Raw genomic sequence first — 18,842 nt, 5'->3', positions numbered from 1 at the left:
CAACACGCATCACCGAGATCACCTACGAGCTCAAGGCTCGCAGCACCAGCGCCCCCTATCAGCAGCTCAGGGTCTATCGCCGCTTTGACTGGCAGGGGAGCGACCTCGCGGCCCTCGCCGAGCAGCAGTGTGGCGAGCCCCAGCTCAGGGTGGAATCCGGCTGGCAGATCCGCTTCGTCCGCTGCGAAGATCGGGTCCCGGGCGGCAAGCTGATCCCCGCCAGCAGTTATGACTTCGGCTATGGCATGAAACAGGGCCGCTGGGAGCAGCTGGCCGGGACGCCGACCGCCACCCGTCAGGATCGCCTGCCACTCCCCTCAGCGGTGATCCTGGGGCAGAGCGAGCGCGAACTGGAGCGCTGTGAGCTCAACGCACAGGGGCGCTGCGCCGAGCCGGAGTGGCACTACCAGCCACAGGATTGGCAACAGCTGCACGTGCTGGAAGAGAGCCCCAGCGAACGGGATGGCCGGCTGGAGCAGATCTTCTTCCGCCTGCAACCGAACAGCGGATCTCAGGCGGCCGCTCAGGTGAGCGAGATCCACGTCTGGCGCCGTTATCAGTGGCAGCTCGAGCAGCTCACGCCACAGCAGGAGTGCGACGAACCGCAGGAGCGCAAGGAGGGAACCAACACCATCCGCTATCGCATCTGCCGTCAGGTGATCCCGGCTGGCAGCAACGTCGCCGTAACCCTCAAGGACAGTGGTTACCAATACTCGATCGCCGGGGCCGAGTGGCAGCCGCTGCCGGAAACCGACGAGTGGCAGGAGAGCCGGGTGCTCAATCGCCCCATCATCCTTGATAGCAAGGAGGAGCAACTGGAGTGCCGCCGCGCCAACGGCCGCCCCTGCTCGGAGCCCGAGCAACCCGATACGGATCTGCTCGATGCCGACGCCGCCAAGCTGGTGGCCGATGTGAGCGGGCAGAACAGCCCCGCGTGGCAGCCGGACTATGGTCACGACGATGCCAAGCTGATGGCGGTGGTGCGCGGCATGCGTGCCCTGCTGGCGGCCAATCAGCCGACCCATCCGGCGATGGACAAGCTGCTCTACTATGTGCGCGCCCACAACTATCACGGCGGCATCAAGCAGGAGAGCGATCAGGTCGCCCGCGCACTGGCTGGCGTCATGATTGACCTGCTCAACCACCCCTTGCTGCTTGGCGCAGAACTGCAGGATCAGGCCGGAACCGTGCTGGAAGCGTGGAGCGTGGCCGCTCAGGGGCAGCTGGGACAGGAAGCCTTCCGGCAAAGCGCAGCCCCCATGCTGGCCCAGCTCAATCAGGCGCTTGCCTATGCCGTGCAACATGCGGCACAGATCAATGGCCACAAACCCTGGGCTGACGGGCTGTTCGAACTGCTCAATCTGGTCGATCAGAGCGCATCCTATGGCCAGCAGGCGGACTTCACCGCCACCGTGCTTGCGCAGGAAACCGCCATCCGCCAGAACCTGCGCCTGCTCGGCATGAGCGAGCTGGCACTCTGGAAGCAGCGTGACGAATCGCGGGATCTGTTTATCTTCAACAACATCCTCGATGCCCACAGCCGCCTCTATCAGATGATTCGCTACACCAGACCGGACGAGGCAAACAGCTATCGCCAGCAGCTCGACCGCGATGTCATCGCCATCATGCGCCAGCACGGGCTGGTTCCGGGAGGCAACCAGCCCGCGGCCCTGCTGGAAGAGGTCTCCCTCACCCTCTCCAGCTACTACCTCACCTACACGGATCGCACCAGCGAAGCCTGTGTCAGCGGCGAGTTTGCCGGGCTCTGCACCCCAATCCGCATGGAGGATATCCTGCCCTTCGAACACACCTGTTCACCGACCCTGCGCCTGCGCGCCCAGGATCTCACCCAGACTCAGGCCGAAGGGATCTGCCGCGAGCTGGGTGCGGAAGAGCAGCATTTCCACCAGCTGATGGAAACCGGCGAACAACCGGTGGCGGATGATCACAACGAGGCGCTGGAGCTGGTGATCTTCAACTCCTCCGCCGACTGGAGTCGGTACGGCGGCGCCCTCTTTGGCGTCTCCACCGACAATGGCGGCATCTACATCGAGGGGGATCCGGCTCGCCCCGGCAATCAGGCCCGCTTCTTTGCCTATGAGGCCGAGTGGAAACGCCCTGCCTTCCAGGTGTGGAACCTGCGCCACGAGTACGTCCACTATCTCGACGGCCGCTTCAACCAGTACGGCAGCTTTGGTCACTATCCCCTCAATCGCACCACCTGGTGGGCCGAGGGGGTGGCGGAGTACATCGCCCACGGCCAGTGCTTTGCCAGAGGTCTGGACAATGTGAGCAACCGCCCCGCCAACCAGCGGCCGACTCTGGCATCCATCCTGCACCTTGATTACGACCAGGGGGGCGAGATGGTCTACTCCTGGTCCTACACGGTGCACCGCTTCCTCAACGATACCGGTCGCAATGCCAGCTGGCTGGCGATGGCGCAGGCACTGCGCAATCCGGATCGGCAGCAGGCGCTGAGCGACTTCGAGGCGGAGCTCGACAAGCTGATCGCCAATGACAGCGCAGCCTATCAGGCGTGGCTGAGCCGGGATCTGCTGCCATGGTGGCAAGCCAACAAGGAGTCGGAAGCCTGCAGGGCCAATGACTCGGCTCACTGATCCGGGCCTGCAAACGTCGAGGGGCTGCCAGCGCAGCCCCTCTTTATATCAGTGATTTCCTGCGACAAGCTCTGCCCCAATGCGTCCCGCTACTGCTATCAAGCCTGACGCCAACAGCCGAGTTGTAATAGAATGCCGGAAGCCATTCCCAATTTCAGACCCAAACCGCATCGCGCATGAAGAAGTTTGCCAAGATCCTCCTCGCCTGCCTGCTGTCACTGCTGGCCCTGATTGCCTCGGTGCTGGCCTATAGCGAGTGGATCGTCTCGGATGCACGCCACTACACCTTCGACAAGGTGAGCGACGTGCCATACAACCGGGTTGCCGTGGTGCTGGGCACCTCCAAATACCTCTCGAGCGGTGGCCCCAACCACTACTTCAAATACCGCATCAAGGCGGCGGCCGAGCTCTACAACAATGCCAAGGTGGACTACATCCTGGTCTCCGGCGACAACGCTACCCTGCAGTACAACGAACCGCGCCAGATGCGACGCGCCCTGATCAAGGCAGGGATCCCGGCCTCCGCCATCTACATGGATTTCGCCGGCTTCCGCACCCTCGACTCTGTGGTCAGAGCCAAAGAGGTGTTCGGTCAGGATCGCTTTACCGTGGTCTCCCAGGGCTTTCACAACGAGCGGGCCATCTTTATTGCCCGTCACTTTGGCATCGATGCGGTCGGCTTCAACGCCGATGATCCCAGCGCCTATCAGGGCATCCGCACCCGGATCCGCGAGGTGTTTGCCCGGGTGATGGGGCTGGTCGATCTCTACGTGCTGGACAAGGGGCCCAAGTTTCTCGGCGAACCCGTCCATATCGGTCTGCCGATCCCCTGCCTGTCGCTCAGCACCATTGGCACCCAGCAGCCCTGCATCAAACCGCCCAAACCAGCCGAAGAGCCGGCCAAACCGGCTATCGAACTGCCGGTTGCCCCCTCTGCAGTCAGTGCCAGCGTTGCCTCCTGAGCAGGACGCTTGATCAGGAAAAACCCGCCTGACCTTCAGATAACCAGTGAAAACAAAACGGCCACCCCATGGGGTGGCCGTTTTCTCTTGGCTAATCAGCTCTCAGATATTGTTCGCAGGCGAAGGGAGTGCGATCCCCAGCAGCATATGATCCATCATCCCCACCATCCGCCCAATCTCGGGTTTGGTGATGGTATCGTTGGCCCCCAGTTGCAGCGCCTTCTGGCGGTTGTCATCGCTCATCAACGAGGAGAACATCACGATGGGCATCTCCTTGTAGGAGGGGGTCTCCCGCAGCCGCTTGAGCAGGTGCATGCCGTCCATACGCGGCATCTCCACATCGGTGATCACCGCGTTTACGAAGCCGGAGACCGGCATTCTCTCCTCCTGGGCCAGACGATCGAAATCCGTCATCATCTCCAACCCCTCTCCCCCATCCTTGGCCGTTATCACGTTATAGCCGGCGGTGCGCAGGGTAGTTTCGATCATCTTGCGGATAAAGGCCGAGTCATCCACCACCAGAATGGTTTTGCTCTGACGCAGCGCCATCATGCGATCGTCGATGATCACCTTGCGATCCTGGGTGACGTCGTACTTCTCCATGCTGAGCTCGGGGTTGATGTCGGCGATGATCTTCTCGAAATCGAGGATCATAATGAGGTTGCCATCACGCCTGACCACGGCCACTACGCAGTCGTTCTCCCCCGCCTCCAAAAACTGGCTGGGTGACTCTACATCCTCCCAGGAGACCCGGTGAATCCGGCTGACACTGTCGATGAGAAAGCCATTGGCCATCTTGTTGAAGTCGGTGACGATCACCACCTTGTGGCTGGGGTCGGGGTTGGTCTTGATGCCGAGCCACCCCGCCAGATCCACCAGCGGGATGAGACGATCCCGCAGGGAGAAAACCCCCACCATGTGGCGCTGGGCATTGGGGTAATCGGTGGTTTCGGGCACCCGGATCACCTCGCGCACCTTGGCGACGTTGATCCCGTAGTAGGCGATCTTCTCGCGCCCGTCCGGCAGCTGTTTCTTGAGGTGAAATTCGATGATCTCGAGCTCGTTGGTGCCGCTCTCGGTCAGAATGGATTTACGCTCTTCCCCGTCTTTGGCCATCATGGTGACTCTCATGCTCTGGTTGCGCAGGCAGCACTCCGCTGCGGTTTTCCCTCAGTATAGGAATGGAATTCGCCCAGCGGCTCGGATCTCGGCAAGATTGCAGCCTTAACCGCTTGATCCCGCAGGCTGGCACAATCGTATCTGCCAATCAGGACAAAATTTGCGTGATGGTGAACCCCACCATGCGCTCATAAGGAGCCAGAGATGAGTGAAGGTATCGTCGTGATTGGAGCTTCTGGCGGTATCGGGGCAGCTCTGGTGGCACACTGGTTGGCGGCTGGTGTCGGGCCAGTGATTGCCATCAGTCGTCAACCCGCACCTGCTGGCCTCTCATCGCCGGGTCTGCACTGGCTATGTTGTGACTACAGCGATGAGCAGATGGCAGCTGCGGTAGCCCACATCGCGGGATTGGCGCCGAGACCGCATCGGGTGGTGATCTGTAACGGCATCCTGCATCAGGGAGAGATCCAGCCAGAGAAGCGGCTGGAAGCACTCAATCTCGCTGCCATGACCCGTCTCTACCAGACCAACGCCTTGCTGCCGCTGCGCTGGATCAGTCAGTTGTTACCGCTGTTTGGCCGCGAGCCCTGCACTCTGGCCGTTCTCAGCGCCCGGGTCGGCAGCATTGGCGACAACCGAGCAGGCGGCTGGTATGGCTATCGCGCATCCAAGGCGGCCCTCAACATGCTGCTCAAGTGTGCCGCCATCGAACTGGCCCGGCGGGCCCCCGGCGTCAAATTGCTGGCCTTCCATCCCGGCACCGTGGATACCCCACTCTCCCGCCCGTTTCACACCAATGTACCGGCGGGAAATGTGCAGAGTCCCGAGCAGGTAGCCGGCCATCTGGTTAACCTGATGAACCGGCTGCAACCGGATGGCGAACTGAGCTTTCTCGACTGGCAGGGCAAACCTATCGAGTGGTAGGGGAGCTCAGGAGACGCGCCAGCAGTGCCCGCAGCGCCTTGATAACGGCGGGCTTGCCCGCCAGTTGCAACCTCGCAGCCAGCGCCCCCCACTCTGCGTATTGCCAGATGGTGGCGATCAGCAGATAACGCTCATCCGGGGTGAGCTCGGCCAACCGAGCCAGATTGCGCGCCAGCCACAACTGCAGGCTGAATTGGCTCAGTTCGAACGGCTTGTGATGCAGGGCAAAGCACTCAATCTCGCCGCGCTCGAACTCGCCAAGCTCCGCTGCGGTAGCGGTGCTGCCTTGCAGGCATTGCCATACCAGCTCGGGATCCAGCCCCTTCAACTCTCCGGCCAGCAGGGTCGGCAGCTGGCGAATGAAACGCTGCTGCCATTGAGTCAACTCGGACTCATGCTCGAGTTTCAGCACTTTGAGCAGCAGGGCTGCGTGGCAGCCGCTGGCGGCATCCCGCTGCAGGCCGATGCGCAGCACCTCCAGCCCGGCCTTGCGCCAAAAGGGGAGCAGGTCGGCGCTGGCCGAAAAGGCAGAACCGAGATAGTCGATGCCAATCTGACGATAGTGCTCTTCAAGCTTGCCAAGCAGCTGCGACCCCAGACCGTGGCGATGCAGCTCGGGATGGATGGCGATACGCATCACCCGGGCGTAGCTGCGCCCCCCCGCCGTTTTGAAACCGGCATGAGCCAGCAGCGACTGGGGCAGCAGATGGCCGCGCGGACGGCGACGCCCGGCCCAGATCGCCTCGGCAAGTTCAGGGTCTATCCCCCCTTCCCGCGCCACCAAGGCCACTCCCTGCAGGCTCTCATCCTGCTCCAGCAGATGGATGTCGAGATCCGGGCTCTCCAGCAGAGATCTGAGATCGCTCGGCGTGGTCTGGTAGTGAGCCAGCACCAGCAGGCCGAACAGCTGGTTGAGCAGCGCCTCGTCGCTCGCCAGCACCTCCTGGCTGACCAGACGCCAGCTCGGGCTGGTCGGCGGCAAGGGCGTCGCCACTTCCGCATTGAGGCCGAGGAGACGGAAGATCAACGGCTCCAGCGGATCACGCTCATTCCAGCGGATCGGTTCGCCTAAATGGATCTCCTGCCACTCCGGGGTCTGGCGATCGAGCACCCGTTTGAAGCGCAGGTGAAAACCGCGCCCCGTCCCCTCGTAACCGTGCTCGGTGGTGGCAAACACAATGCGGCTGTGGCGGGCCAGCATGGCTTCAAGCAGCGGGGTCGGAATGGCTGCAGCTTCATCCACCAGCAGCAGATCGGGATTCATCGCCTCGTGCACCAGCCGATCCGGCGAGCAGTAGCTCAGCCCAGTTAGCTGATCCGGCGTAGTATCGAGCCCGCGAGCAGCGTGGGCAAACAGGGTCGCCACCGTCGCCTGCGAGGGGGCCGTCACCCCTATGTTGAGCCCGGGTTGCTGACGCAGCAGCTCGGCGGCAGCCAACCCCAGCAGCGCACTCTTGCCACGGCCGCGGTCGGCACTCAGCACCAGCGGACGGCGACGATGACCGTGCAACACCTTGTAGATAGCGGGCAGAGCCCGTTCCTGATCACAGCTCAATAGCCGCTCGGGCCCGATGGGCTGCCACGGCTGCGAGCAAACAGGCGGCTCCAGCGAGAGGGCAGGATCCCCCTCCAGCAACCGCACCAGTCGGGCGATAAAGCCGTGGCCGGCCCGACCGGCATCCTCCGGCTGGGCCACCAGCCGAATCCGGTCGGGATCCGGCCATGCTGGCCAGCTCTCTCTGGGCGGCGTCAACAGCAACAGCAAGCCACCAGCGCGCAGAGTGCCCGCCAGCGCCCCGAAGGCATCGGGATGAAAGCCGCTGAAGGCGTTGAACACCAGGGTGTCGCACTCCTGACCGAGCCGCTGCAGCGCCTTGGCGGCGGGTTGCGGGGCATAGCACTCGGGCCCCTCCCCCAGCCAGAAGACAGTCTCACCGAGCAGGGATTGGGCGCGGGCAATGCAGTCGGCCTCCTCCCCCTCCAGCCAGATCAGGCGCCGCTCACCTGCGCGGGCCAGCGCCTCGCGCAGCAGGGTGACCTCTTGCAATGTCATGAAGCCTGGCTGTCAGCCGGTTTGCGGGGCTCGAACATGCGATCCCCCATCTGATCGATAAAGGTGTGGGCCTTCTGAACCATGAAGCGCTCGGCATCGGCCGGATTGGCAAACAGATCGGATCGGATAAAGCGGTGGGTTTGCAGCACGCCGTCCACCTCTTTGGTGATGCGGCCTGCCAGCCGGTACTGGCCACCTTCAGCCATGGGTTCCGGATAGATGAGATAGCCGGCATATTCGGTGGGAGTGACTTCCGCAGCCTTGGCTGGCTCGCCCCCGAACAGGGCGCTGAACAGTTTCTTGAGCATGATGGTTCCCTCTGTATCAGGGCATTCTCCCCAAGGGGGTGACAAGTGGCAAGCGGGGGATCTTATTACCAATGGTTATTTGCATTGCGAACCACTCTCATTTAGATTTCACTCAATTTCATATGAGGTAGTCCACCATGTACGTCTGTTTGTGCCGCGGCATCACAGATACCCAGATCCGCAAGGCGGTGCAGTCAGGCAGCAGCGAGTTCCGCCAGCTCAAGCAGTCGCTCGAGGTGGGCGCCCAGTGCGGCAAGTGCGTGCGCATGACCATGGAGATCATCGCCGCCGAGCTCGACAAGATGGAGCTGGAGCAAACCCCGCTCTACTACGAAGTGGCCTGATCCGCCGCCATCCCGAAGTCGTCATGTTTCTCGACTAAGCTCTGATGATTGCCACATCAGGCACGAACCAAGGAGCACTGTCGATGAAAGGAGACCCCAAGATCATTGCCCACCTCAACAAGGTGCTGGCCAATGAGCTGATAGCCATCAACCAATACTTCCTGCACGCCCGCATCTACGATGACTGGGGCCTCAAGGCGCTCGGGCACAAGGAGTACCACGAATCCATCGATGAGATGAAGCACGCCGACGAGCTGGTCAAGCGGGTGCTGTTTCTCGAAGGGCTGCCCAACCTGCAGGATCTCGGCAAGCTGCGCATCGGTGAAACGGTGGAAGAGATGCTGCGCTGCGACCTCTCGCTGGAGATGGATGCCATTCCCGACCTGAAAGTGGCCATCGCCTACGCCGAATCGGTGCAGGATTACATCAGCCGCGACCTGTTTCAGGAGATCCTGGAAGATGAGGAGGAGCATGTGGACTGGCTGGAGACCCAGCTCGATCTCATCGATCGCATCGGGCTGGAGAACTATCAGCAGTCCCAGCTGCACCACGGCTCCTGACCCTCTACAGCACTCAAATGAAGAGACCCGCTGCTGGCGGGTCTCTTCATTTGGGCCACCATTGCCCGAAAACTTTCCGGCAGGATCACAGTTAATACGCCCGACACAGCATCTGTCATGGCTTTCGATTAGGATACGGCTCAATTCCAATCACAATGCTACGGATACCTTCATGGAACAGATTGCACGCGAGATGGCTCCCCACAAGCGGGTGGCACTGGTCGCTCACGACAACATGAAAACCCCTCTGCTGAACTGGGTCATGCGCCGCAAGGAGGAGCTCAAGCTCCACCACCTCTATGCCACCGGCACCACCGGCACCATGCTCGGCAAAAAGGCCGAGCTGCCCATCACCTGCCTCTTCTCCGGCCCTATGGGTGGCGACCAGCAGCTTGGCGCCCTGATTGCCGAAGGGAAGATCGACGTGCTGATCTTCTTCTGGGATCCCCTCAATGCGGTACCGCACGATCCGGATGTGAAGGCGCTGCTGCGACTGGCCGCGGTGTGGAACATCCCGGTTGCCACCAACGAAGCAACCGCCGACTTCATCATGGACAGCCCCCATATGCGGCAGGCGTTCAGCGTGCAGATCCCGGACTATGCCGGCTACCTCAAGGCACGTACCGAGTAACAGATCAGCCAGATACAACAAGGGCCGCAGCAAGCGGCCCTTGTTATTGCAGGGGAGAACCTCTGGTCAGCAAGAATTGACCGGAAGATCGGCCAGCGGGATTTGCCAGCTCTGATGAAACAAGCCGCTGGCGTGGTCGCGCGATTATCTCACTAGCGCAACAAAAAAATTTGATGGCCAGCTTTTCTTGCAACAATCTTGTTTGGCGCTGACGCCTGCCACTCAGGCGGTCAGATGAGAGAGTGCCCCCGATCCTCCCTTTGGCGATTCACAGAGCCTGGGCGAGGATCCGCGCGACCTGATCCGGGTCGATATCCTGCTGCTCCCCGAGTGCGGTACGCCCGACCCGCTTGAGGTTGGAGCAGACCGCCGGAATGCAACTTTCGCTGAGGCCATAGTCAGAGAGGCGGGTACCGAGCCCCATCTGCTGGAAGAACTGCTCGGTGCGGATGATCGCCTCTTCGATGCGCAGGGCATAATCCTCGCGGCTGGAGTGCCACACCCGCTCGGCAAACTGGGCCAGCTTCTCCTGCTTCTGCGCAGCCCGCTCCCGCAGCAGGGCGGGGAGCACCACCGCCAGACTCTGGCCGTGGTCGAGCCCGTAAAGCGCCGTCAGCTGATGGCCGATGGCGTGGGAGGCCCAATCCTGCGGCACCCCGCAACCGATAAGGCCGTTGAGCGCCAGACTGGCCGCCCACATCAGATTGGCCCGCACCTGATAGTTGGTCGGCTCCGCCAGCGCTTTGGGGCCGTTCTCCACCAGCACCTGCAGCAGCCCCTCCGCCAGTCTGTCCTGCACCTCGCCACCCACCGGGAAGGTGAGGTACTGCTCGGCGATATGGACGAAGGCATCCACCACCCCGTTGCCGGTCTGGCGCGGCGGCAGGCTGTAGGTGGTGGTCGGGTCGAGCACCGCAAACTGCGGCTGCACCAGCGGGCTTCTGAAGGAGATCTTCACATCCCCCCGGCTCACCACCGAGGTGGGATTGCTCTCGGAGCCGGTCGCCGGCAGGGTCAGCACGCAGCCCATCGGCAGCGCCTTGTGCACGCTCGCCTGCTTGCCGCAGATGTCCCAGGGATCGTCCCCCTCGTAGCAGGCTGCGGCCGCGACAAACTTGGTGCCATCGACTACCGAGCCGCCCCCGACCGCCAGCAGGAAGTCGATGCGCTCGCGCTTCACCTGCGCCACCGCCTCCATCAACAGCTCGAATCTGGGGTTGGCGCCGATGCCGGAAAACTCCTGCCACGTCACCCCCTCCAGCGCCCGGGTCAGCTGCTCATACACCCCGTTCTGCTTGATGCTGCCACCGCCGTAGAGCACCAGCAGCCGGCTGCCGGGCGGGATCAGTTCGGGCAGGCTGGCGATTTGCCCCTCGCCGAAACAGATGCGGGTCGGATTGGCATATTGGAAGTTGTACACGGCGGACTCCTCGACTGGCTCAATGCGCGGACATTGTGCGCCTGTGGGGAGGTGAGGTCAAAAGAGGTGGCAGAAGCTTGCCCATCGGCGGTCGACACTGGCCCATCTGTGCCGACCGGGTATCTCACACAACAGTGACGGGATCAGGCGGTTTTGGCCTCATCTTTGGATGAGCTCTTCTTGCCGGTCAGGCGATCCATTGCCTCTTTCAGCATCGCATCTTTCTGCTCGTTGAGCGGCTTGCTCTGCTCCGCCCGCTCTTCCGGGGTCAGCTTCTTGTTGTCGGCGATAGCCTTGAGTTTGTCTTCTATCTCGTTGAATTTCTTGCGATCAAACCCGAGTGCCTTATCCACCAGCTGCTGTACCACGCCCCCCTTATCGGAGCTCATGTCGAGCGCCGGCGGCAGTTTGCTGTTCTTGGCCAGATGTTCATAGGTGAGCACCTGCTGGGCCTGACTGGTCATGCGCTGGGTGGAGAGGCTGACCATCTCCTCCCAGCCACCACCCTGACCACCGCTACTGGCACTGTTGAGGGTGGCGAGGGCGCGGTTGTTGGAGGCGCTCTGGGCAAGCTGCTGGCTGTAGGGTTTGATATCCATGAAGACTCCCGTTCTGTATGCCGACCCGCCGGAGCGGGCCGACTGAATGCGGCGGTATGGGGTCTGGCCCCACCTTTGACAATAAAACCAGCAAGTTACAGGCCAACTTGTCAGATTGGGTGAGATCCCCGCGCTGGCAAGCCTGCCAGCGGTTACAGCCCCGACGCAGCGTCAGAATCATGACTCATCCGCTGCTTTTACCCCGATTTCCGACACATACCGCTGCCTCAAAAACGCGGCACCCTATAAACCGCAGGAACGCTCCGCCGATCACAAAACAAACAACCACTCAGGAATACAATTTTGGCGCACCATCGGGCAAGCAAGCAGCGTTATGGATGATATGTTTGCGAATTCAACCAGATGCAGACCTGTCTACCGTCGGATCTCCGACCCAGTCCGGTTACTCCCGGCCGCTTCTCCCGCCCCCTGACGCGCATCCACCGCAACCTTTCGGGCATAACTATGAAAAAACACACCTTGAGTCTTCTCTCCGCCACCCTGCTCACCCTGCTTGGCACCAGTGCCGACGCCTGTACCGGCCTCATCGTCGGCAAGGGGGCCAGCTTGGACGGCAGCGTGATGATCGCCAGAAACGAGGATTTTGGCGTCAACAACTGGAACAAGTACCTCGCCTTCCGGCCCGCGCAGCAAAATGAGGGCAAGGTCTGGAAACTGGGTAACGGGCTGGAAGTGCCGATGCCCAAGGCGTTTTTCGCCTACTCCGCCATTCGTGACTGGGATGCGACGTCCAGTGACCCGGACGGCAAGTATTACGAGGAGCGCGGCATCAACGAGTTCAACGTCGCCATCTCGGCCACCACCAGCGCCGAGGTCAACGACAAGGCCCAGAAAGCGGATCCGCTGATTGAGAAGGGGGTCATCGAGGCCATCATCCCGACCCTGATCCTGCCGCAGGCCAAAACGGCCAAAGAGGGGGTCGAGCTGCTTGGCCGCTATGTGGAGCAATATGGCGCCGGTGAGGGCAACAGCCTCTATCTGGCGGATGTGAACGAGGCCTGGCTGATGGAGATCGGCTCCGGCCACCACTGGATCGCAGTGCGGGTGCCGGACGACAGCTACGCCATGGTGGCCAACGGCCTGCGCATCCACGGCGTCAATCTCGACAGCGCAGATGTGCTGCACTCGCCCAAACTGCTGGAGTTTGTACGCGAGCACAAACTGCTGGATAACGCCGATCCGAAAGAGTTCAACTTCGCCAAGGCGTTCGGGGTCATCGCTGACCCGTATAACGTGGATCGGGAGTGGCTCGGCCAGAAAATGCTGACCGCCAGCCACCCGCAGCCGACCCGGCAGGCGCAATATCCGCTCTTTATGAAGCCGGATGCCCCTATCGCCGTGCCGGACGTAGCCAAACTGCTGAGCGCCACCTATGACGGCACGCCGCTGGCGGGCAAGGCGGAGCGGCCGATCCGTATCGATCGCCAACTCGAATCCCACGTCATCCAGCTGCGCAAGGAGATGCCCAAAGAGCTGCAGGGATTGATCTGGCAGAGCTACGGCGTGCTGGCCGAATCCGTGATGGTGCCGCTCTACAACACCCTGGAATCCTACCCCCTGCCCTATCGCACCGGCAGCGACAGCTACTCCGACTATTCCGCCTACTGGCAGTTCCGCAGCCTGACCGCACTGGCCAGCGCCGATCCGGACAAGTACCTGCCGCTGCTGCGCGGCGTCTGGAGCAAGGAGAGCAGCAAGCTCTACAAGGAGGTCGCCGTCCTCGACAAGAGCCTGAAACAGGCCTATGCCAGCGACAAGGCTACCGCCATCGGGCTGGCTGCCGACTACTCCTACGGTCAGTTGGAGCAGACCTATCAGATGGCCAAAGAGTTGCGCTACAAGCTGATGACGGATCTCACCAAGCGCACCGAGAAGAAGTATTCGCCGGAGGAGTTCAAGAAGATCATGAGCCTGTGACCGGCTCGCCAACGCAAAGAGGCTCCCACGGGAGCCTCTTTCGTTTCAGCCAATGCAGCGATCAGCGACGGCTGATATTGAGCGGGCCGAAGGTCTGCGCCACCGGCATGATCTCGATGCTGTTGATGTTGACGTGGGCCGGTTGCTGGCTCACCCAGAGCACGGTATTGGCGATATCTTCCGGCTGGATCGCCTCCACCCCCTGATAGACGGAGGCCGCCTTGGCATCGTCACCGTGGAAGCGCACGTTGGAGAACTCGGTGCCGCCGCACAGGCCCGGCTCCACGTTGGTAACGCGGATGGCGGTGCCCGCCAGATCGGCACGCAGGTTGAGGCTGAACTGCTTCACGAACGCCTTGGTGGCGCCGTAGACGTTGCCGCCCGGATAGGGGTAGGTACCGGCGATGGAGCCGATGTTGATGACGTGGCCGCGATTGCGCACCACCATGCCCGGCAGCAGCAGGCGGGTGAGCAGGGTCAAACCGCTGATGTTGGTGGCAATCATCTGCTCCCAATCTTCCAGATCCGCCTTGTGGGCCGGCTCCAGCCCCAGCGCCAGACCGGCGTTGTTGACCAGCAGATCCACCTCGCGCCACTCGGCTGGCAGTCCGGCGATGGCAGCGCGGGTGGCCGCCTTGTCCTGCACGTCGAACGCCTGCGGCAGGAACTGCGCGCCCAGCTCGTCGGCCAGCGCGGCCAGCCGCTCGGCGCGGCGACCGGTACCGATCACCTTGTAGCCCGCCTGCACCAGCTGACGGCTGATGGACTCACCAAAACCGGACGAGGCGCCCGTTACCATTGCTATCATCTGAACCTCCATTATCTCAACCGATATTGTTATTTATGTTGTTGAAACCAATCTGATTTATTCATCGCTCAATTCACGTCCGGTCACCTTGCGCCAGACAAATACCACCAGATGGAGCAGCAACAGGCCCGATCCCCCCAGCGCAAACAGCAGACCGGTGAGGGCGTTGACCGAGGTGTCGGCGCCACACCACCACCAGACCAGCCAGCCGACCAGGCCGATGGCAAAGGTCTGGCCGGCGCAGAGCGGGCAGCGCCCCAGCTTGGCCCTGATGGCGGTGGCGAGGCAGTTGTCGCAGCTCATCCCCTCTCCTCTTCTCTCCTCTCTCCGGCCAGCTTCAGCACCAGCCGATGGGCATGCTGACCCAGGCCATAGTAGTCCGGCAGCCGCTGGGTGGCTTTGAACCCCAGCCCACGGTAGAGCGCCAGCGCTTCAGCGTTGGCATCCGCCACCTCCAGCCGGATCGCCCCCCAGCCAGCCTCCTGTCCTTCGCGGATCACCTGCTCCAGCAGGCGCCGCGCCCAGCCCTGACGGCGGATGGTCCAGCGAATGGCGAGGGTCTGCACGATGAGGCGATCCCACCCCTTGTGCTCCAGCAGGCAGAGATAGCCCATCAGCTGCTCCTTCTCATCCAGCACCAGCAGGGTGCGGCCTCTGGCCTGGGCGAGCAGATAGTGCCAGCGACTGCGGCCAAAGGCGACCTCGGGAGGAAAACAGTAGCGTTCCAGTTTAACGATGGCGCCCAAATCGTTGGGTCGGGCGGCGCGGACGGTCAACACGGGGAGTCCTTGTTCGGTTATTTATCCTCAGCACCAAAAATGCGACTTGTATCACAAGTTACCAAGGCAGAATATTAGGCACTGTAACCTCTTGTTTCCCCTCGCGCCATTGTCGTGCTTTCCGGTGCATCGAAGCCCACTGGGGATCCTGCCGCTTAAGGCAGTTTCATCTGTGGAGCCGAAAATATGAGTACCTACGTCATCGTCGAAGAGCTGGGCGACTGGCCCTGCCATGCCGATTATCTGCTGACTGCCCGCACCTACCTGCAACACGGGGTGCCCACCACCGGCGGCCGCCCCCGCATCATCAACCTCTGCCGCAATCTGGAACACCTGAGCGCCGGCTACTACTGCTCGCTGCTGGCCCAGGCCCGCGGCCACCACTGTCTGCCGGGTTTGCAGGCCATCAGCCAGCTGCAACCCCAGCAGCCACCGGCCAAGCTGTGGCGAAAATTGCAGGGGTGGCTGGCCCAGCAGAGCGAAGACCGAATCCGGGTGCGCGCCATCTTCGGCCAGTGCGAGCAGAGCGAGCTGGCGGGGCTGGCCCGCTACTACTACGGCCTGAGCCAGCTGCCACTGCAGGAGCTGACCCTCAAGCGCGGCCGCCACGGCTGGTCGGTGCGCCAGCAGCAGAGCCTGTCGCCGCTGGCGCTGAGCCCAAGCGAGAAAGAGTTGATGCTGCACCACGCCCAGGCGCTGGTGGGGACCGGCGACGAGGAGCAGGCAGCGCCGCTCTATCAGCTCGCCATTCTGGTCGACCCCAACGACGGCCGCGCCAGCAGCGATGCAGTGGCGCTGGATCGCTTCATCAAGGCCGCTGCGGCGCAGGGGATCCGGGCCGAGATCCTGGCGCCGTCCGCCATCGAGCGGCTGCCGGAGTTCGACACCCTCTGGCTGCGCTCCGAGACAGCGGTCGGCCACTACACCTTCGAATTTGCCCGCCGCGCCGAGCAGCTCAAGATGCCGGTGATCGACAGCTCCCGCGCCATCCTCGCCTGCAGCAACAAGCTCTATCTCTACGAGCTGATGGTACGCAGCGGGGTGCCCATGCCGCCCACCATGGTGGTGACCCGCCGCGGCCGCCATCACGTCGACGAGCTGGTGCAGCGGCTCGGCCTGCCGCTGATGGTGAAGGTACCCGACGGGGCGCAGGGGCGCGATCTCGCCATGGCCAGCGACGAGCAGCAGCTGGCTCGCCTGTTGGACGAGGGGCTGGGGAGATCCGCCCTGCTGCTGGTGCAGAGCCGGATCCCCGCCGAGTTCGACTGGCGCATCGGTTTTCTCGACGGCTCGCCGCTGTTTGCCTGCCGCCGTTTCCGTCCCGAGCCCGGCAACCGCATCCGCCGCCGCAAGCACCCTCTCGACATGAGCCGGATCGAGGCGCTGCCGCTCAATGAGGTGCCGGAGCGGGTGTTGCAGACCGCCCGCCGCGCCGTTCATCAGCTCGGCAACGGCCTGTTCGGGGTCGATCTGCGCCAGCAGGGGCGTGACTGCGTGCTGCTGGAAATCATCGACAATCCCTGGATACGTGGCGATATTGAGGACAGAGAGGCAAAGGACCTCTACGAGCGCCTCGCCCGCGCCTTCCGCCAGCGGCTGGAGAACCGGGGGCAGAGCGCGGCCGGATAACAACAAGCATCGATTGCAGAGGTGGATATGATGACGACTGATTGGTGGGACATTGCGCCCCTTGGCTGGGAAAACATCCTGGTCTGTCTGGTGTGTGGCACTCTGGTGGGGCTGGAGCGCCAGCTGCGCGGCAAGCCGGTCGGCATCCGCACCTCCTCGCTCATCATCCTCGGCACCTACTGCTTTCTCGCCATCGGTGCCGCCCTCAGCCCCCAGAGTGCCGATCAGGCGCGGGTACTGGGCCAACTTATCACCGGCATCGGCTTTCTCGGCGCCGGGGTGATGATGACCCGGGATGGTCAGGTACTGGGGGTCACCTCCGCCGCCACTGTCTGGATGTTGGCCGCCCTCGGCGCCCTCATCGGCATGCAGATGCTCCATCAGGCGCTGCTGCTCACCAGCGTCACCCTCTCCATTCTGGTCGGTGTCGACTATCTGGAGACCAGCTTCAAGAGCCTGCGCCGCGGGGTGCACAACCGGCTGGAGAGCTGGCGCAATAGCAACGGCAATGGTCACCCGCCAGCCGCCCCCCGCCCGGATGAGCTGGGCAGCGACATCGAGAAGTGAAGTAGGACAACGCCGCAACTGGCATCGCCATGAAAAAGGGCTCCGTTATGGAGCCCTTTTCGTTGGGTCGTGCTCGCGCTATTGCAGCAACAGGAAGCGGCCGGTGAGGGGTGGCAACGCCACCGTCACGCTGCTGCCACCGATGGCCAGGCTCTCGCCACTTTGCAGATCCACCAGCGCACTGCCGCTGCGCAGCTTGCCGACCGGCAGCGCATAGCTCAGGGGCGTGCTCGAGACGTTGAGCAGGTAGACGATCTGCTCCGCCGAGGTCTCCTTGATGTCGCCATAGAGGCTCCCCTCGGCCACCAGCTTGACTCGCTCTCCCTGATAGAGGGCGGGGTGCGCGGCGCGCATCGCCAGCAGCTGGCTGAGCCACTGCTTGAGCTCTGCCTGTTCGCTGCCCGGCACAAAGCCGGTGACAGCGGGCACCTTGCCATCGCTGCGAGCCACGTGATCGTCACACAGACCCAACGCCGCGCAGTCGCCGCCCACCTTGGCGGCAAAACCCGGCACCTCGTCGCCAAACTCCTCGCCATAGTAGAAGGTGATGGGGCCGGAGCGGGCAGCGAGGAAGCTGAAGGCCGCCTTGTGGCGCTGCCAGTACTCCGCCGGATTGAAGTGACCGCGCTCCAGCAGATCACCGAAACGCACCAGATCGTGGTTGCCCAGCATCAGGTTCGGCATGGCGTGGTTCGGGTAGTTCTCCACCTTGTTCCAGCTGGCGTCGAGCACGCTGGCACCCTGGCCGCCCTTGCCGGACTCCTCCACCGCCAGCGCCTGTACCAGACCGTAACGCAGCGGGAAGTCGAATGCCGAGGGGAGTGCCGGGTTATCGCTCGATCCATACGCCTCGGCGCGAATGTCGTCGGCCCCCTTCCACACCTCGCCCACCATGTAGCCGAGGGTGCCCCACTGCTGACCGGCCGCCTTGCGCGCCGCGCTGGCCTGCTCTACCTCGCGACGAATGGCACGCCACTCATCGAGGCCCAGCTGATAGGCCTGATCGAGTCGCCAGCCGTCGATGCCGTACTGCTCGACCCAGTAGCGAGCCACCTCCTTGAAGTAGGCGAGACTCTGGGGCTTGCTGTAATCCACCAGCTGACCGGGATAACCGGCACCGCCGCTCTTGAGGGCGGGCAGCAATCCGGACGGTGAAGGTTTGCCCACCCCCACCTTGTTGACGTGGCCGAACACCCCGTCGAGGAAGACGTAGAGGCCGCGCTGGTGCGCCCCATCCACCAGCTTTTTCAGCTGGGCGTTGCTGCCGAAGTTGGGGTCCACGTTGAAGAAGTCGCAGGCGAAGTAGCCGGTGGCATCCAGCTTGTCATCACCGCCTTGCCCCGCGCAAGAGTCGAACACCGGGGTGAGCCAGATGGCATTGACGTTGAGGCTCTTGATGTGGTCGAGGCTGTCGATGATCCCCTGCAGATCGCCATTGTGGCGGGAGGGGCCGTAGCCGACGCCGTAGTTGGCGCTGCCGTCGCCATCGACGAAGGACTCCACCATCACCTGATAGATGCGCAGATTGCAGGCGGGTTGATCATCGCCGTAGCAGGCCCGACTGGCCGTGGCGACCGGAGGGT

General features: G+C 62.7%; 17 protein-coding genes and 1 pseudogene. 9 read left to right on the top strand and 9 right to left on the bottom strand.

Annotated features, from left to right (window positions below):
• Window positions 1-2,618 (top strand): collagenase (locus tag AACS24_RS10485; RefSeq protein ID WP_108573599.1); only part of this gene is annotated, 2,618 nt, incomplete at its 5' end.
• Window positions 2,619-2,794: 176 nt separating this feature from the next.
• A pseudogene (locus AACS24_RS10480) lies at window positions 2,795-3,577 on the top strand (SanA/YdcF family protein); the annotation flags it as partial.
• Between the two features lie 105 nt (window positions 3,578-3,682).
• On the opposite strand, the gene AACS24_RS10475 reads toward AACS24_RS10480, so the two are convergent.
• Window positions 3,683-4,699: a chemotaxis protein gene (locus AACS24_RS10475; RefSeq protein WP_042032809.1), complete on the bottom strand. Its 1,017-nt coding sequence runs from the start codon at window positions 4,697-4,699 to the stop codon at window positions 3,683-3,685.
• A 204-nt stretch (window positions 4,700-4,903) separates the two neighbouring features.
• On the opposite strand from AACS24_RS10475, the gene AACS24_RS10470 reads away from it, so the two are divergent.
• Window positions 4,904-5,623: an SDR family NAD(P)-dependent oxidoreductase gene (locus AACS24_RS10470; RefSeq protein ID WP_108573595.1), complete on the top strand. Its 720-nt coding sequence runs from the start codon at window positions 4,904-4,906 to the stop codon at window positions 5,621-5,623.
• Here the strand turns inward: AACS24_RS10470 and AACS24_RS10465 are convergent.
• On the bottom strand, window positions 5,610-7,676 hold the full coding sequence (locus tag AACS24_RS10465; RefSeq protein ID WP_108573594.1) for a tRNA(Met) cytidine acetyltransferase TmcA: 2,067 nt from the start codon (window positions 7,674-7,676) through the stop codon (window positions 5,610-5,612). The genes AACS24_RS10470 and AACS24_RS10465 overlap by 14 nt on opposite strands.
• The gene (locus AACS24_RS10460; RefSeq protein ID WP_033115564.1) at window positions 7,673-7,984 is read right to left on the bottom strand and encodes an HlyU family transcriptional regulator; all 312 of its coding nucleotides are present in this window, start codon (window positions 7,982-7,984) and stop codon (window positions 7,673-7,675) included. Before AACS24_RS10460 ends, AACS24_RS10465 begins: the two co-directional genes overlap by 4 nt.
• 137 nt (window positions 7,985-8,121) lie before the next feature.
• Between AACS24_RS10460 and AACS24_RS10455 the strand changes: the two genes are divergently transcribed.
• The 3 genes from AACS24_RS10455 to AACS24_RS10445 all read left to right on the top strand — a co-directional run bounded on the left by AACS24_RS10455 (window position 8,122) and on the right by AACS24_RS10445 (window position 9,519).
• Window positions 8,122-8,328 (top strand): bacterioferritin-associated ferredoxin, encoded by a 207-nt coding sequence (locus AACS24_RS10455; RefSeq protein WP_108573593.1) that lies wholly within the window; start codon window positions 8,122-8,124, stop codon window positions 8,326-8,328.
• Window positions 8,329-8,411: 83 nt separating this feature from the next.
• Window positions 8,412-8,888: a bacterioferritin gene (gene bfr, locus AACS24_RS10450; protein WP_005354959.1), complete on the top strand. Its 477-nt coding sequence runs from the start codon at window positions 8,412-8,414 to the stop codon at window positions 8,886-8,888.
• 172 nt (window positions 8,889-9,060) lie between these two features.
• The gene (locus AACS24_RS10445) at window positions 9,061-9,519 is read left to right on the top strand and encodes a methylglyoxal synthase (protein WP_033115561.1); all 459 of its coding nucleotides are present in this window, start codon (window positions 9,061-9,063) and stop codon (window positions 9,517-9,519) included.
• A 268-nt stretch (window positions 9,520-9,787) separates the two neighbouring features.
• Here the strand turns inward: AACS24_RS10445 and AACS24_RS10440 are convergent, their stop codons facing one another.
• Window positions 9,788-10,939 (bottom strand): iron-containing alcohol dehydrogenase, encoded by a 1,152-nt coding sequence (locus tag AACS24_RS10440; protein WP_043852191.1) that lies wholly within the window; start codon window positions 10,937-10,939, stop codon window positions 9,788-9,790.
• Between the two features lie 143 nt (window positions 10,940-11,082).
• Entirely contained in the window at window positions 11,083-11,538 is a 456-nt protein-coding gene (locus AACS24_RS10435) for a hypothetical protein (protein WP_042032817.1), read from the bottom strand.
• Between the two features lie 465 nt (window positions 11,539-12,003).
• Here AACS24_RS10435 and AACS24_RS10430 point away from each other — a divergent pair, with 465 nt between their 5' ends.
• On the top strand, window positions 12,004-13,476 hold the full coding sequence (locus AACS24_RS10430) for a C69 family dipeptidase (protein ID WP_146181483.1): 1,473 nt from the start codon (window positions 12,004-12,006) through the stop codon (window positions 13,474-13,476).
• Between the two features lie 61 nt (window positions 13,477-13,537).
• Here the strand turns inward: AACS24_RS10430 and AACS24_RS10425 are convergent, their stop codons facing one another.
• Genes AACS24_RS10425 through AACS24_RS10415 form a run of 3 tightly spaced genes read right to left on the bottom strand, consistent with a single transcriptional unit; the run spans window position 13,538 to window position 15,063 of the window.
• Window positions 13,538-14,284 carry an SDR family oxidoreductase gene (locus AACS24_RS10425; protein WP_108573588.1) on the bottom strand — a complete coding sequence of 249 codons (747 nt, stop codon included), beginning with the start codon at window positions 14,282-14,284 and terminating at the stop codon, window positions 13,538-13,540.
• Between the two features lie 57 nt (window positions 14,285-14,341).
• Window positions 14,342-14,587: a DUF3624 domain-containing protein gene (locus AACS24_RS10420; protein WP_108573586.1), complete on the bottom strand. Its 246-nt coding sequence runs from the start codon at window positions 14,585-14,587 to the stop codon at window positions 14,342-14,344.
• Window positions 14,584-15,063: a GNAT family N-acetyltransferase gene (locus AACS24_RS10415; protein ID WP_033115555.1), complete on the bottom strand. Its 480-nt coding sequence runs from the start codon at window positions 15,061-15,063 to the stop codon at window positions 14,584-14,586. The genes AACS24_RS10420 and AACS24_RS10415 overlap by 4 nt, the downstream gene beginning before the upstream one ends.
• Before the next feature lie 186 nt (window positions 15,064-15,249).
• On the opposite strand from AACS24_RS10415, the gene AACS24_RS10410 reads away from it, so the two are divergent.
• Together AACS24_RS10410 and AACS24_RS10405 are read left to right on the top strand one after the other, a co-directional pair.
• Window positions 15,250-16,692, top strand: coding sequence for a RimK family protein (locus tag AACS24_RS10410; protein WP_033115554.1), 1,443 nt, complete (start codon window positions 15,250-15,252; stop codon window positions 16,690-16,692).
• A 27-nt stretch (window positions 16,693-16,719) separates the two neighbouring features.
• A complete protein-coding gene (locus tag AACS24_RS10405; protein WP_181364368.1) occupies window positions 16,720-17,259 on the top strand; it encodes an MgtC/SapB family protein in 540 nt (179 codons plus the stop codon).
• Between the two features lie 78 nt (window positions 17,260-17,337).
• Here the strand turns inward: AACS24_RS10405 and AACS24_RS10400 are convergent.
• Window positions 17,338-18,842 (bottom strand): alpha-amylase family protein (locus tag AACS24_RS10400; RefSeq protein ID WP_258223185.1); only part of this gene is annotated, 1,505 nt, incomplete at its 5' end.

Origin of the sequence: Aeromonas sp. HMWF016, assembly GCF_963878195.1 — a bacterium.
GTDB lineage: Bacteria > Pseudomonadota > Gammaproteobacteria > Enterobacterales > Aeromonadaceae > Aeromonas > Aeromonas lacus.
The sequence above is the reverse complement of the archived record's forward strand: the minus strand, read 5'-3'. Positions and strand labels throughout refer to the sequence as shown.

Bases quoted from the DNA above. Each gene is read 5' to 3' on its own strand.
- AACS24_RS10475 (WP_042032809.1), bottom strand. From the start codon at position 4,699: ATGATGGCCAAAGACGGGGAAGAGCGTAAATCCATTCTGACCGAGAGC.
- AACS24_RS10470 (WP_108573595.1), top strand. From the start codon at position 4,904: ATGAGTGAAGGTATCGTCGTGATTGGAGCTTCTGGCGGTATCGGGGCA.
- AACS24_RS10465 (WP_108573594.1), bottom strand. From the start codon at position 7,676: ATGACATTGCAAGAGGTCACCCTGCTGCGCGAGGCGCTGGCCCGCGCA.
- AACS24_RS10460 (WP_033115564.1), bottom strand. From the start codon at position 7,984: ATGCTCAAGAAACTGTTCAGCGCCCTGTTCGGGGGCGAGCCAGCCAAG.
- AACS24_RS10455 (WP_108573593.1), top strand. From the start codon at position 8,122: ATGTACGTCTGTTTGTGCCGCGGCATCACAGATACCCAGATCCGCAAG.
- bfr (WP_005354959.1), top strand. From the start codon at position 8,412: ATGAAAGGAGACCCCAAGATCATTGCCCACCTCAACAAGGTGCTGGCC.
- AACS24_RS10445 (WP_033115561.1), top strand. From the start codon at position 9,061: ATGGAACAGATTGCACGCGAGATGGCTCCCCACAAGCGGGTGGCACTG.
- AACS24_RS10435 (WP_042032817.1), bottom strand. From the start codon at position 11,538: ATGGATATCAAACCCTACAGCCAGCAGCTTGCCCAGAGCGCCTCCAAC.
- AACS24_RS10430 (WP_146181483.1), top strand. From the start codon at position 12,004: ATGAAAAAACACACCTTGAGTCTTCTCTCCGCCACCCTGCTCACCCTG.
- AACS24_RS10425 (WP_108573588.1), bottom strand. From the start codon at position 14,284: ATGATAGCAATGGTAACGGGCGCCTCGTCCGGTTTTGGTGAGTCCATC.
- AACS24_RS10420 (WP_108573586.1), bottom strand. From the start codon at position 14,587: ATGAGCTGCGACAACTGCCTCGCCACCGCCATCAGGGCCAAGCTGGGG.
- AACS24_RS10410 (WP_033115554.1), top strand. From the start codon at position 15,250: ATGAGTACCTACGTCATCGTCGAAGAGCTGGGCGACTGGCCCTGCCAT.
- AACS24_RS10405 (WP_181364368.1), top strand. From the start codon at position 16,720: ATGATGACGACTGATTGGTGGGACATTGCGCCCCTTGGCTGGGAAAAC.